The organism is Paenibacillus gallinarum (assembly GCF_014836635.1).
GTDB lineage: Bacteria > Bacillota > Bacilli > Paenibacillales > Paenibacillaceae > Paenibacillus > Paenibacillus gallinarum.
The window spans coordinates 19,194-33,441 of sequence record NZ_JACSQL010000023.1 but is presented as its reverse complement, the minus strand read 5'-3'; the positions used below and the strand labels follow the sequence as shown (position 1 = coordinate 33,441).

11 protein-coding genes and 1 pseudogene are annotated in these 14,248 nt (G+C 39.5%); 2 read left to right on the top strand and 10 right to left on the bottom strand.

Annotated elements, in window-relative coordinates; all coding sequences use genetic code 11:
• Nucleotides 1-83: 83 nt before the first annotated feature.
• The 4 genes and pseudogenes from H9647_RS24570 to H9647_RS24555 form a co-directional block, all read right to left on the bottom strand.
• Nucleotides 84-227 (bottom strand): hypothetical protein, encoded by a 144-nt coding sequence (locus H9647_RS24570; protein ID WP_191804956.1) that lies wholly within the window; start codon nucleotides 225-227, stop codon nucleotides 84-86.
• 137 nt (nucleotides 228-364) lie between these two features.
• Nucleotides 365-586 (bottom strand): annotated as a pseudogene (locus tag H9647_RS24565) (helix-turn-helix domain-containing protein); the annotation flags it as partial.
• A gap of 12 nt (nucleotides 587-598) precedes the next feature.
• The gene (locus tag H9647_RS24560; RefSeq protein WP_225229563.1) at nucleotides 599-1,123 is read right to left on the bottom strand and encodes an AraC family ligand binding domain-containing protein; all 525 of its coding nucleotides are present in this window, start codon (nucleotides 1,121-1,123) and stop codon (nucleotides 599-601) included.
• 374 nt (nucleotides 1,124-1,497) lie between these two features.
• Entirely contained in the window at nucleotides 1,498-3,576 is a 2,079-nt protein-coding gene (locus H9647_RS24555) for a beta-galactosidase (protein ID WP_191804950.1), read from the bottom strand.
• Nucleotides 3,577-3,797: 221 nt separating this feature from the next.
• On the opposite strand from H9647_RS24555, the gene H9647_RS26075 reads away from it, so the two are divergent.
• Complete coding sequence (locus H9647_RS26075) at nucleotides 3,798-3,923, top strand: hypothetical protein (protein ID WP_263621335.1); 126 nt, start codon at nucleotides 3,798-3,800, stop codon at nucleotides 3,921-3,923.
• A 77-nt stretch (nucleotides 3,924-4,000) separates the two neighbouring features.
• Here H9647_RS26075 and H9647_RS24550 read toward each other — a convergent pair whose 3' ends face one another.
• The 5 genes from H9647_RS24550 to H9647_RS24530 form a co-directional block, all read right to left on the bottom strand.
• The gene (locus H9647_RS24550; protein ID WP_191804948.1) at nucleotides 4,001-4,213 is read right to left on the bottom strand and encodes an MCP four helix bundle domain-containing protein; all 213 of its coding nucleotides are present in this window, start codon (nucleotides 4,211-4,213) and stop codon (nucleotides 4,001-4,003) included.
• 88 nt (nucleotides 4,214-4,301) lie between these two features.
• On the bottom strand, nucleotides 4,302-5,057 hold the full coding sequence (locus H9647_RS24545; RefSeq protein WP_318245368.1) for an SDR family NAD(P)-dependent oxidoreductase: 756 nt from the start codon (nucleotides 5,055-5,057) through the stop codon (nucleotides 4,302-4,304).
• 268 nt (nucleotides 5,058-5,325) lie between these two features.
• The gene (locus H9647_RS24540; protein ID WP_191804946.1) at nucleotides 5,326-7,656 is read right to left on the bottom strand and encodes a beta-glucosidase family protein; all 2,331 of its coding nucleotides are present in this window, start codon (nucleotides 7,654-7,656) and stop codon (nucleotides 5,326-5,328) included.
• 22 nt (nucleotides 7,657-7,678) lie between these two features.
• A complete protein-coding gene (locus H9647_RS24535) occupies nucleotides 7,679-8,671 on the bottom strand; it encodes an alpha/beta hydrolase (RefSeq protein ID WP_191804944.1) in 993 nt (330 codons plus the stop codon).
• A gap of 374 nt (nucleotides 8,672-9,045) precedes the next feature.
• Complete coding sequence (locus H9647_RS24530) at nucleotides 9,046-10,476, bottom strand: MFS transporter (RefSeq protein ID WP_225229562.1); 1,431 nt, start codon at nucleotides 10,474-10,476, stop codon at nucleotides 9,046-9,048.
• 318 nt (nucleotides 10,477-10,794) lie between these two features.
• On the opposite strand from H9647_RS24530, the gene H9647_RS24525 reads away from it, so the two are divergent.
• Nucleotides 10,795-12,000, top strand: a complete 1,206-nt coding sequence (locus H9647_RS24525) for a helix-turn-helix transcriptional regulator (RefSeq protein ID WP_191804942.1) — start codon at nucleotides 10,795-10,797, stop codon at nucleotides 11,998-12,000.
• Between the two features lie 583 nt (nucleotides 12,001-12,583).
• Here the strand turns inward: H9647_RS24525 and H9647_RS24520 are convergent.
• Entirely contained in the window at nucleotides 12,584-13,981 is a 1,398-nt protein-coding gene (locus H9647_RS24520) for a family 43 glycosylhydrolase (protein WP_191804940.1), read from the bottom strand.
• Between the last annotated feature and the right edge of the window lie 267 nt (nucleotides 13,982-14,248).

Below are 14,248 nucleotides of genomic sequence, written 5' to 3'. Positions count from 1 at the left end.
GACTATAAACACTTGGAAAAAGTTTCGATATTAAGCCGAAAAATCTGCATCGCGAAGTGAATTAAACTATCCTGCCCGTTAGCTTAATGAGTTAACATGTGAACATCAATTAGATAGATGCCTAATCGGTAATGGGAATATGTTCTTGTCCATTTCGGTAATCGGTACAAGTTCTTGTCCCCCGACAAATCCTCCTGTAAATGATAATGTTTTTGCCCTCCTTTCATATCTGAATCCCCCTATTAAATCATCTATATAACCACCTAAATCAGTTTATTTGATAATGAACTCTTTGAACGCGAAACGAGCCTAAGAAGATTCTAAAGGCCCGTTTTTTCACGATTTTTATAAGAGGCTTTGAAAGTTATAAAGTACTAAACCGTGATCGATATTTGGCGGGAGTGATTCCATGCTCTCGTTTGAATATACGTACAAAATATTTTAAATCCATACCTACCATTCTCGCGAGCTCACCTACAGACAGCTCTGAATGTTCAGATAGAAGCTCTGCCCCTTTGAGCAATCGAAGGCGTTGCAGATAGTGACTGGGATTCACGCCATATATCTCTTTAAACTTAAGTTGAAAATGCTGCTTGGATTAACCGACCGCATCTGCAATATTAGCGAGGCTTAAGTCTTCCATATAATGCTGTTCCATATATTGTACCGAGGCGCGAAGCATTTCTTTGGCGCTCGTGCTGCTTCGATAGTTTTGCATTGGCTTCTCGCTTTGAGTTGTTGTAGCGATGTACGTTAACATACTATATATTTTCGTAGAAGCCGCATGATATGGATCGCTCTCCTCAGGTTCGCTTACACGCCATAGCTCCTTGATATCTGATTCAAGCTGCTGTATCTTTGATTCATTCACTGAGATTGGTTTCATAATTGTAAGTTGTAGTGCGTTAACAAGGGACTCAACAAAGCTTCCCTCGATTCCCATAAATCCTAATAGCCAGGGTTCAGTTGCTGATGGACCATAATCATGAGCGAGCTTGCCTGGCACAAATAAGATATCTCCCCTTTTCATCTTAATGGAAGGCATGTTTTCAAAGTGAAAGGTCCCTGATCCTCCAAAGCAAATCATGCATTGAAATGTTGGATAACCAATAGGCCGATGCATCATGTGCTGGTGATGTAATCCGCAGCTATATAATGACAATGGTAATTCGATCTTGCCTTTATTATGAAAAAGCCTGAACGGTAACATGCTCCTCTTAGATCTCTCCTTCAAAATGAGACAACAATACTGTTCTGAAGTACTGCAATCTGAATGTAGATATATTTTAATCTTAGACTTATATATAATTATAAATCAGTAATTAATGGAAATGAACTAAGGATTGATTACTCCCCATGAAGTGATGAACTTAGTTCATGATTAGTACCCATCGTTAAACAAAACCAGAACCCTCTCAAATGTAGGATTCTGGTTTTTAAATAACATGAACTCATGTTAATAAATCTACGCTGCTTCAAATCTGCTGTATAACTTACTTAACGGTTCTTGCTCTCAAACTCTCTATAGAAATCGTTTCGCATTTCCGATACCGCAAGGTAACATTGCTTTCCATCCAACAACCTTGCTGGTACTCTCCACACATCTCCATAATAATAACTGTCAGCAACGAGTTCTTCATCTACGTAGATTTGTGCAACATCGCCATAGTAATCAATATCTAAGAACCCTTCTGATCCTGTAACGGAGATTTTTTGCCATTTGACTTTTCGCTCCCCGCCTATATGGAGTTGCTCTGTATGTTTCGGTTCAAAAGGAGGCTGTTCTACATCATAGTACGTAATAGCAGGTGCTGCATAAGATTGCTGAATAGACTGTCGATTAAATCTTACACCATTCCAATACCAATATTGGAATTCGCCGTCTTCCACAGAACGAATTTCGCCAGCAACTTTGTACAGGTCACATCCATCACCTACATAAAGCTCCCCATCCAGTCTGCGCAGATAACGTGCCTGATCCCAACTAAGTGTAACAACTGTGGTACCGTTGACCTGAAATGCAGATTCAAACCCCGCCTCAGCTGTTATATTCTGTCCATCACTAAATTGATATTCTGGTGTAATTCCAGGAATTTGCGCAAAGAAGTAGGTATCTCCTTCTCTGCATAGCGGTTGCACTGTGGCATAGTCAAGAACAATACCTGACAACTCCATATGGAACGGCATGAAGAAGCTTACTTCTCCACATACATTAATCGACGGGAATATGACACTACCTGTATCTATTAGAACGTTCCGTACATCTTGTAGCTTAGAAAGCCTTTGATAATGGTTAACAAATACATATCCACTCTTACCATCTGTCCGCATCACATATCGCAATGATGTAGTATCCTCTCTTGAAACTGAATTCTCAGCTTCTACTCTGGTCATCGGTGCAAGTGTCTCCTCAAAATCCTGTGCAAACAAATGAAGGATATTCAGCAGTCTGTACTGCTCTCGAACTTCTCCATACTCCGATAATGCACACTGAAAATCATATGAAAGAATGGGATAATCATTCGGATAACCTGTTGCTTTTGATTCCTGGAAAGTCGACAGCTTGCCAATTTTATTGGTTCCACCATGGTACATGTAGTAGCCAATCAGATTGTTACCATCACCAATCTTTACAAGCGATATGCTGTAAATATCCATACCTTTAATTATTGGTCTGCGGTGATGTGTGACTTGAATACCTCCACCCAATTCGCAAGTTGCAAATGGATATCTTTCATATGGCAATCGCCATTGCCCATCTTCTTCAATTGCTTGAGGAAGGAGATCAGCTCCTATGCCTGTGTCATTTCTCATACCAGTAAAGAAATAATGAGGAGATGGCGGAAGTTGATTTAGGTGATCGTCCCATGGAGCATCACAGTATCCCCCAAATACAGGAAACACCTCATCAACAGGAATTCGAGCTCCCTCAACAGCATTCCATCCAGTTACCGTATATATTGGAGCAATCATGCCGCATTCCACAGCAATTTCTTTTAACGTGGCCAGATGCTCAGCATCATTGGTTAACTCATTCTCCAACTGAACGGCAATGATGTTTCCTCCATCTTTGTAGAAAAGCCCTTGTACCTGATTCGAAATATTCTCATAAAAGATACGTACTTTCTTAAGATATTCTGGATTGTTTTCACGCAGCTTAAATGGTTTCTGGAGCAGCCAGTCTGGAAGTCCGCCGTTCCTGCATTCGCCGTGCGCCCATGGTCCAATCCTTATGACAGCTTCAAGCCCGGCCTTCTCACATTCCAATATAAAAGCCCGGAGATCATTGTCACCTGAGAAGTCGAATACCCCTTCGCTCTCTTCATGATAGATCCAGAACACATAGCTAGATACAAGCGTAATTCCGCCTGCTTTCATTTTACAAAGCTCTTTATACCAGTCACTTCTATTATATCTGGAATAATGAAATTCACCCATGACCGGAATAGAAGGCTTACCATTGCGTGTTATATATAAACTTGTTACATTAATCTTTTCTCCTTCAGGATTTTCCCCTCCAAGATTTAAATGATTTTGCAAAACCTCAGGTTTCTGATATTTTTTAAATTTATACATCACAGTCTCCCTCTCTTAATCTTAATCTTGTCTTATACTGTTGTCATTGTAACGTAGAGGATGATCGGTACGTTAGGATTATCATGATGATAAAATAGTACAAAATGAACAATTTTATGAAAGTAAGTATGTAAACAGAAATGCTCGATAGGTCATAGTGAACGCAAAGGTCTACGTTCGCGGCTGAATTGCAAGGCTGGAAAGAATGGCTGTGGGATTTTTTGAGGCAACATATTCAGTTAAGTGAAACGGAACACTCGGAAGAACCGCATGATCAGAAGTATTTGGACGCATTCTGGGCTGGAGCGATATGGGGGGTGCAAACGAATGGATCAAGCACGGCATGAAGGAATCGCCTAGCGAAATGGAACAAATTTTGCTGGCAAATGTGCAAAACACATTAAAGGTGATTAGATAGTATATGTTAAATCACCTCGCTGGTAGTGGAACTACACCCCCAGTAATAAAGGATATGGGAAGGAATCAATTGCTGCTCATACATGCTTTCAGCCCGTTCTGTCATTTTCGTTAAATTATAATTTCCAAAAGATCCATTTAAGATTAAAAACATAATTGCTAAAAAAATTAGTAAATAGAACTTTCCTGAAACACTAAAATTTCGAATTTTTCCTATCATATTCATTTCTCCCTTTATATAATAAGCCAAAGAAAAAGCCGATTTCTTTTGGAAACCGACTTTTTTTACCTCATTTTTTGTCTTTCTATTAAAGCGTTAGTCCGCCGTCAGCCAGTACAACAGAACCGGTCATATAGCTGGAACTACCAGATGCAAGAAACGAAACCACAGCAGCCAGTTCTTCTGAATCTGCGAATCGACCAATCCGCATATTTGGAAATTCTTCCGGTGTGTATCCTGTTTCCTGGATCTGCTGTGGAACACCTGCAGTAATGGCGGTTGCTACTCCACCAGGACATATTGCATTTACACGAATGCCGCGCTTTACATACTCCAGTGCTCCTGCTTTTGTTAACCCAATTACACCATGCTTACTTGCTGTGTATGCCGCAAGGCTGTGCTCTGCCCGAATCCCCGTAGTAGAGGCTGTATTAATAATGTTTCCGTAGCCCTGTTCACTCATTATTTTTAAAGCATACTTCATTCCTAAAAAAACACCTTTTAAATTCACATCGATAATTTTCTCAAAATGATCTTCTTCAATATCTTCTATTCGGGAAAAGATTTGCAGCACACCCGCATTGTTGAAAAGCACGTCTATTTTTCCATACGTTTTTATTGTTTGATTCAAATAATTTTGTACATCTTCGCTCATAGAAACATCTGCTTGAATAAAAATGCCCTCTCCGCCATTGTCTTGAATCATTTTTAATGTTTCTTTTCCAGCTTCCTGCTGGAAGTCAACAAGGACCACTTTTGCTCCTTTTTCAGCCATCAGTTGTGCACTTGCTCTTCCAATGCCGCTGGCTGCACCTGTAATCACAATCACTTGTCCTTCGTGAATACGTTCTGGATCTGTTTTCTTACGTTCGGCTGATCTATTCGTTTCATTAAGTGCAGGCTCAACTGGCCGGGTCTGATCCAACTCTTTTTGAATCGATGCTAACACTTCTTCAGGAAGATTTACTTGAGGTAGCGCAGCAAACTGAGATAATGTATAATCAGAAGCCAAACTAAATATCGGTTCATTCACAAACTCAGGCATATGCTTTTCCAATACTTCCAAGGTCTGTTTATTTTCCAGCAACGTACCTATTTTAACTTCTGATAAATTAATCATTTTCTCCTCCTAAACTAACACGCTCTAATTTCAATGATGACGGCGGCTTTACGGCTTCGTTAAACCGGCGGAGCAATTCCTCCAGCACCTCTTCGCTCATTTTTCCTTGCGAAAAGGGTATTAACGCACGCAGCGGCAGGTGTTGCATCATTGCCTCTATCATATCCGATGATACTGCATCTGAAGCGCCGGCTTCTGCACTGCCTTCCATCATACTTTGCATCTGTTCCAAAATAACTGCGGTTTTAGGATTGCTCATGAGCTCGCCTAGTGTCGTATTGCGGTGGAAAACCGGAACAACCTCTGCAGTCGATTGGACAAATACTGTATCTTTCAGCACAATATTAGCAGATGATTGTCCAACTAAAAGTTCAAACTCTCCAGATTCTACATACCAATCATTTAAATCTGTATTAAAGTAGGCAAAGCTGCGCTTATCAAGCTCAAAACGGACTGTTTTTTCTTCACCCGGCTGAAGAGCTACTTTCGCAAATCCTTTTAGCTCTTTCTCCGGACGTGAAACGCTTGACTGAGCATCACACACATACAATTGAACAATTTCTTTTCCAAATCGGCTGCCGATGTTCTTCACTTGGAGCTGAACAGTCAATTTCTCTTCATCAGTTATTTCTTTACGATCAACCGCTAAACCTGAATAGCTAAAGCTCGTGTAGCTAAGTCCAAATCCGAATGGGAACAGTGGACTCACTTTTTTGGTATCGTAATACCGGTAGCCAGTGAAAATGCCCTCACGATACTCCACTTGATCGCCTTCTCCGGGGAAAAACAAGTAAGCAGGTGTATCTTCCAGATTTTCAGGGAATGTCTCAGCCAGTTTCCCGCTTGGATTTACGTCGCCAAATAACAAATCAGCGATTGCCCCGCCAGCTGCCTGGCCGCTCAAGTATGCTTCAAGCACTCCTTTCACTTGATGGACCCAAGGCATTTCTACAGCTGACCCATTGCATAGGACAACCACTGTATTTGGCTGCACGGATGCAACAGCTTTAATCAGCTCCTGCTGGTTTTCAGGAATACTCAAATGCTTCCGATCATACCCTTCTGACTCATACCGGTCTGGCAACCCTGAGATAATGACTGCTACATCAGCTGTAGAGGCATGTATCATCGCCTCACGCAACAAGTCTTTTTCTTCAGCCTGATCATGATTCACATCATATCCACGCGCAAAAGTAACGGAGGCATCTTTCCCAGCTGTTTTTACGATTTCTCCATAAATAGAATCCAATTGGGTTGGGTTAATATGCGAGCTGCCTCCTCCTTGATACCGGACATGCTCTGCCATATCTCCAATTACAGCAACATGGCCTGCTTTAGATAAAGGTAAAATCTGATTTTCATTTTTCAAAAGAACCATCGATTCCGTTGCTGCTTCTCTTGCCAGCTGGTGATGCGCTTCTTTATCGTAGGTTACTCCTTCTTTCTGTGACTCCGCAGCTTTAAAGATGACCTTCAATAGCCGCTTAACTGATTCATCCAGGGCATTCTCTGAAAGCTCTCCTTTTTCAATTGCTTCCAAGATACGTTTAGCACCCGAACCAGAGCTGGCTGGCATTTCGAGTTCCATTCCGGCTTCTACACTTTTCTCAGCTTCATTTACAGCTCCCCAATCTGATACAACGATTCCTTCGTGCGCCCATTCTTTCTTCAGAATCTTTGTCAGAAGTTCTTCGTTCTCAGAACAGTATGTTCCATTTACCTTGTTGTAAGCAGACATCACTGTCCACGGCTGCGCTTTTTTCACGGCTATTTCAAAGCCGGTCAAATAGATTTCTCTCAATGTCCGTTCATCTACAACCGCATTCGTTGTCATGCGGCGGTGCTCCTGATTGTTAACAGCAAAATGCTTTAAAGATGTCCCGACTCCTTCACTTTGCACCCCCGTAATATGAGCTGCCGCCATTTCACCCGTTAAATAAGGATCTTCAGAAAAATATTCAAAGTTACGTCCACAAAGCGGTGAACGCTTTATATTAGCTCCAGGACCCAGCAAGATGGAAACTCCTTCCGCCTGACTTTCTTTTCCTAATGCTTGTCCAACTCGATGAATTAAATCGCGATTCCAGGAGCTTGCCATTCCAGCTGCCGTTGGAAAGCATGTAGCCGGAATGCTTTTATTTAAGCCGAGATGGTCTGCTTCACCATCTTGTTTCCGGACACCATGAGGCCCGTCCGCCAGAGCAATCGAGGGAATTCCTAACCGTTCAATTGCTTTCGTGCTCCAGAAATCCGCTCCTGAACACAGTACGGCTTTTTCTTCTAATGTCATGTTTTGAACAATGCTATTTATACCTTTTTTCATATAGAAAACTCCATTTCACACTTTATTTGATGTAAGGAATGGCTTTTAAACGCTTGTCTAGTTCTAAAAGTGACTCTTTTGAAAGAGGATTAGGCAGATGTCGGTTAATAAGACTTAGTGAATAAGGTCTTACACCTTTCACCAACTCCTTGTCTGCAAAAGCAGGAATATACTCAACCAGCAGGTTTCTGCATGCAGGGTAATCCAGCAACGCTCCGAGCATAACCTCACTTGAATACTCCTTTACCTCCTCCGCATCCGGTATTAAGCTTTCTTTGTCTGCTTGAAAATCTCCTAGCACTTTGTGAAGCCAGGAAACACTTAATCCAAACCATTGAGCAAAGTCTTTATCCACAAAAGACTTCACTCCTGAAGAAGACAAGGGCTTGGCTACCGAAAGTCCATGGACGCCCTTCTGGAAAATATGCGATTCAAACGCAATGTTTTGTTCATTTAACGCTTGCATAAAGCGAAGGGTATGTTCAACCGGCACAACTCCATCTTCAAAGGTTGAGAACAAGAAAGTGGGAGGTGTGGAAGAATCCACTTTCCGATCCAATGAAGGAATTGGAAAAGCAAGATTGATTGAATCCAAGATACATGGATAGCCCAACACCAGGGCATTCGGCTTAGTTCCTCCCATTGTTCCTAACGCGGCTGCGAGATGCCCACCAGCAGAAAAGCCAACAACAGCAATCTTATTGGCATCTGTTCCCCACAATTCAGCTTTTTCTCGTATTAGGGCAATGGCTTCTTCTGCATCCTTTAAAGCGGCTTTAAATTCCGAACCTTCTCCTGTTGAATAGCGAAGCACAAATGCATTGAATCCTTCTGCCAAATAAGCCATCGCTACCGGTTCTGCTTCCCGATCAGAGGTACTGTAATATCCGCCTCCTGGAAATACCAACACAGCTGGCCGAGCGTTAACATTGTTGAATTCCGCTGAATTGTCCAATAAATAGGCTGACAACACCACTTCCTTTTTATTATTCAGGCTGATATTTTCAAATCGCATACTATTCACTTCCTACTTTTTTATATCTTATTTAAATTTTATAGATAACGCTTTCAGCTTGTAATTAGATTAATCTTTTAGTATTCAAAGATATATGCACATTTAAATAATTTTGTTGTTAAATATATAAAATTATTTATTTAGGCTTTTCTTTTGTATATGAAAAGTTCATTGTTGTGGATGATAATATAATAGGACTTTCTCAAGTTATTTTTAAAGCATTAAAAAATAGGACCCACATTGTTTTGTTCAGATACGCACTATACTATAAATTGTAAGGCTCAAAAAACCCCTCTTTTGTGTTAATAGAGGGGTTTACCTGTCAACTATCTTTTCGAATTTTCTTCGTTCTAAGGGCTTTTCGTCAACTTTTATTAATTTGCTTTTCTTTCTTCAAGATCTTTTACAATCTGAGGGTATTTTAAATCCAGATCATATTTGCGCAAGAGAAGATAAATAATAACAAAGAAAACGAATGGAAGATAAACCGTCAGAGCCAAAATACTCAATATAGATGAATCTGGTTGTACAGCTAACGTGCCATCATACTGTCCAAAAGCAAGAATCCATCCAATTATGGCAGCTCCAAGACCACTTCCTAATTTTCCTCCAAAGCTATTGCCACTATTAATCATTCCTACCGTTCGTTTACCAAATTTCCATTCCCCATATTCAACTGTATTGTTGATCAATACAATACTCAATGCCATTAAAGGAATCGTAGCAAATGAAGTTACCCCTCCCAAAACGAGTGCTCCCATAAAGCTATACGGCATAAAACACCTTATTAAAGCGGCAACTCCACCCAAGATTAAAGCAATGCGAACTGCTTTGGCAAGGCCAAACTTTTTGGCCATTGGACCCACAGCAACAAACCCTAGTACAACAGGTATAAGACCTGCAGCTCCCATAACACCGATCAGATTTTCGTTACCAAGAATGTATTTTGTGTAGTAAATTCCTGTTGAGGCAGTTAAAACAGACATCATGTTCATCAACAACAAAACAAAAAACATAATGACCCAGTACTTATTTTTAAACAATAGCCCTAGACCTTCTCTTAGTGTTACGGCGTCTTCTTTATCCTGTACCTGCGCTTCAGTAACTTCCTCTTTTGAAGCAAGAAAAGCTAGATATAAACAAATACTTGAAACAACAGCAATCACTGCACCAACGATAACCCAGGCTCTTTGATCTCCTCCTAACAGGTTTGTAATAGGAATTAAAGCAATGGCGACGATCATACCAATGATATATCCAAAAATAGACCGGGTAATTCCCATCTTTCCTCTTTCTTCTGAGCTTCTAGTCCGTAAAGCTACAATACTGTTATAAGGAATAGCAGTAGCCGTATATACAATTCCTGTCGCCAGCACAATCGTTATAAATACATAAATGTTTTGTACTGTTGATGAAGCGCCTTTTGGAACTGTGAACAATAATATAATTGAAAGCAGAGTGGGAATCACCATCCATAACAGCCAAGGACGTGCCTTTCCATATTTCGATTTAGTCTTTTCGAGAAGAATTCCCATAGATATATCTGTAAACGCATCCAATACACGAGCCAATAATAATATAGTACCGACAACTCCAGCAGACATTCCAATTTTATCCGTATAGAAAAAAGTTACCATGCCAACCAGACCGGTAACAGCATTTAATGGAACCTGACCCGCCCCATCTCCTAAATAATGCCGCTTTTTCATAGTTTTCTGGATTCCCTGAGCATCTACCCCGAGATTGGTCCCTTTTCTTGGTCCCTTATTTTCTATAGATTCTTCTATTACATGTTCAGCCTTCAAAATCCCAGTCTCCTTTCGGATAATAAAATTACCGAGCTCCCTCTTCTAATCATTATTAGGGAAGAAAGGTTATACATTCTTCTATAAATCACCAAAGATCTTTTAAGGCGAGAAAAAACGTAGCACATACTATTGAACAAAGGTCGCACTTCTTAAACTTTCTACCCTCCCTTTTTTTCTTGATTTTCACTTTGATAACGCTTTCAACTTAATGTAAGATTAATCTTTTTGCTGAATAAAAAATATGTGTATTTATATATTTTTATAGTAAAATATACCTAATCGCATTATTTTTCTGAAGAATGAGGAGTGGTAATAATGACACAGAACTTAAAAGCTATCTCTAAAATAATCTGTGATGCATATAACGTTCCCATTGTCATTTTAAATAATAAAAACAATCTCATTTCTAGCTATGGAGATCAGGTGAAACATCCTCTTTTTCATTCAATAGAAGAGTTTATACGCCGGCTTATTCAACCTGAAGATCAGCAAAACCTTCCCTTAATTAGAAAAACGAATTATCTAGAGACGTTTATTGTATTTCATTTGTCTTCAATCGAAACGATAATAATAGGACCTTTTTCTTCCTACGAAGTGACCGAAAGCATGGTATATGGTATTAGCGAGGACCTTCAAATATCTTCCGCCTATCAGGAAGAATTGTTCCTTTATTACAGCCAATTAGAGTGGTTAAACCAAAAACGCATTTTGTCTCTTTGCTGCCTTACTTACTATTTAATATGCCAAGAACCGCTTGAAGAAGAATTAGTTAAATCCCAAATGAAGAATTCTGAAAAATCCGAAGCAACCCATTTTGAACAATTGTTACGCAACCGCCGCCTTGATGCTTCTTTTCATATGGATTATGGAGTCGAACAGAAAATCTGGCAATGTGTAAAAGAAGGGGATAAGGAAGAATTGCAGCAGCATTTGGATACGATCAAAATTGAGGGTGTGGGCCTGCTTTCAAAAAAAAGCCACCTACGTAATATTAAAAATCAAACCATTATCTCTATTGCACTTGCAACGAGAGCAGCAATTGACGGCGGGCTTTACCCTGAAATCGCTTATACGATGAGTGATGTTAGCATTCAAAAAGTAGAAGAAACTTCTGAACTACAAAAAGTCGAGTTGATTGGAAATGACTTCTTATTTTCATTAGTTGACCGTATGAATGAAAACAGAGAAAATAATCACTCTAAAGCTGTACAAGTTTGTAAAAACTATATATTCAATCATATTTTCGGGCAAATTTCTATTAAGGATCTGGCAGACATGGTTCATTTGAATCCCGTTTATTTGTCACAGCTTTTTAAAAAAGAAACCAACAAACCGCTTGGAAAATACATTCAAGATGAAAAAATAAAAGAAGCTCAAAAATTACTTATCCATTCTGAACATTCTGTGGCGGACATTTGTATGCTTCTTCAATTCAATGATCAAAGTTACTTTTCAAGCATGTTTAAGAAATATACGGGATTAACACCAAATCAATACCGAAGAAATCCAGCCGTTCGTTAATTCGCTTTCACTCTTCACTCAACTTTTTTTTTAAAAAAACCGCTAATCCAGTAAGAATTAGCGGTTCTTAAAATTGAATCCATTTGCATACTGACCCAACGGATTTGCCTCGTGTATAATCTTTACAATTAGGAAATTAAGAAGGAGTCCCTTTTCTTTCCCGGATACCCGACACATTCAGTGTAACAGAGTCCGCGAAAGAAGAAGCTATGCGGTCAACAGAATGGATCGAGTTTCAAATACCAAATGAAAAGGAATACCGCTTGTACACAACAGTCGGAGCACCGTGTACTTCCATTCAGTTGCGAAGCAGATGCACGTACTATCTTGGCTGAAAACATTCGTGCAATCTACGAGCAATGATTTTATGTGAAAGACTCTGTCACACCGGTCAAAACTTTTTCTCATACTGGACCAGGACGTCTGTAAAATGCACGTGTTGCAGAAGAAATCACAACATAACATACGTTTTGTCTTTTAGCGATTTTGGAAAAAAGCGAATGAAATCACTTTCTCTTAAAACCAGTGTGCAGAAAAAACCAAAAATCATAACTGTAGACTTTTTATATGTAAAACAACAATTTCAAGAGATTGTAAAAGCGAGCATTTCTAATGTACCTTCTCCTTCATACTGAAAGAAAATAGGATGTACATCAGAGTTTATACCAAACTCATTCTCATATACCATCCATTCATTTGAACTAATATTTACTGGAATTTCAGTAAAAAGAGCACCTTCCTCTCCTAGAAGCACCTTAATATTGCCCTTAGCGATCCCACGAACTTGAACAGAGATTTTATTCGCATCAGAAATTTGAAAATACTTGTATCCTACTAAGCAACCATCCTTTATATTAGCAATATATTGTATTGGATGTTCTTTACCATCTACTTCTTCTTGCGTTACATAAGGCCCACTTAATGGGTTGCGTTTTCCATCTATCATTTTATTCATAAGATTGCAGGCAATATAGGCCGGATACTCACCTTTTTCTGTGAGAGGACCACCATTGAGCCCACAACTGGTGCTTTCTGCCTGCAGAATAGTTCCGTCTGATTGAATTGATATAGGCTCGGCCACAGCCTGTCTAGAAAAATACGAGCGGTTTGTATGCCGATGGTTAAACACATAATACCTTCCATTAATACATTCAATACTCCCATGATTATTACCAATTGGATTTACTGCATTGCTTATTGGTCGGTCATTAAGTCCGAGATCACTGGACGAATGTAAACGTCCCCGATATATAAAGTCTCTATCAGGATATTTGCTTGTACAATAATTTAATCCGGTAATATCAGTAGAGAAGTAAATAAAGTAATATAAACCGTTAATTTTACGCATAGAAGAACCCTCAAAAAAATGCGGCTTTGTTCTATCTTCATCTGCAGGCATGATAATTCTAGGTTCTGTCAATAGCGTAAGCATATCTGAATCCAATTCTCGAACAAAAGCCCCAACAACCGGATGTCCAAATTTCTCATTGGTTTTTTGTCCGGAACCGGAATAAATATAAATATGTCCATCATCATCTACCAGCACGGCAGGATCAAATTCGAAATAATCAGACTTATCACTCCCAGCAATATGACCATTGGTATAACGCACGTCCCCGTAGTATTTATATTGACCTGCTGGAGTGTCACATACTGCAACTGAAATAATACTCGAATCAGCTATAGAATAATATAAATAATAACGTCCATCTGGACCTTTTGCTACATCTGGTGCATAAAGATTCCCTGTTCCAATTTTATATGGATGCTGATCTTTCCTATAGATTACCCCTTCATATTTCCAGTCAGACATATCACTTACAGGAGCAGACCAACACACATAATCTTCTTCACAATAATCATTCCCTCCAAAGCGGTCATGACTTCCAAAGATATAGAGTCGGTTATCGAATATATGAGGTTCCGCATCTGGAATATATTCATAACCTGGAAGATAAGGGTTAAATACTTGCTTTTTCATATTAGATTTTACTCCTCTTAATTAAATATTTAGATAGATTTGATTTCTGTTCTGCAAATTATTCAATGAGTGTGATCAGTAAAATGAAACCGCTTCATTTCGCGCCTGTGATAGCAACGACTGCCTGCCATTACACTGGCAGCCCATCACAAAGAAGCAGACGTTGAAACCATGCGAACGAAAGGGAGAGCGCATGTGTTTTTTTCGGCTGGACCCGTTTCCATTGCATTTCAAGTGTTAATTTTTTACATACAGAAAATCAGATCA

Bases quoted from the DNA above. Each gene is read 5' to 3' on its own strand.
- H9647_RS24570 (WP_191804956.1), bottom strand. From the start codon at position 227: ATGAAAGGAGGGCAAAAACATTATCATTTACAGGAGGATTTGTCGGGG.
- H9647_RS24525 (WP_191804942.1), top strand. From the start codon at position 10,795: ATGACACAGAACTTAAAAGCTATCTCTAAAATAATCTGTGATGCATAT.
- H9647_RS24560 (WP_225229563.1), bottom strand. From the start codon at position 1,123: ATGCATCGGCCTATTGGTTATCCAACATTTCAATGCATGATTTGCTTT.
- H9647_RS24540 (WP_191804946.1), bottom strand. From the start codon at position 7,656: ATGAAAAAAGGTATAAATAGCATTGTTCAAAACATGACATTAGAAGAA.
- H9647_RS24520 (WP_191804940.1), bottom strand. From the start codon at position 13,981: ATGAAAAAGCAAGTATTTAACCCTTATCTTCCAGGTTATGAATATATT.
- H9647_RS24535 (WP_191804944.1), bottom strand. From the start codon at position 8,671: ATGCGATTTGAAAATATCAGCCTGAATAATAAAAAGGAAGTGGTGTTG.
- H9647_RS24550 (WP_191804948.1), bottom strand. From the start codon at position 4,213: ATGATAGGAAAAATTCGAAATTTTAGTGTTTCAGGAAAGTTCTATTTA.
- H9647_RS24555 (WP_191804950.1), bottom strand. From the start codon at position 3,576: ATGTATAAATTTAAAAAATATCAGAAACCTGAGGTTTTGCAAAATCAT.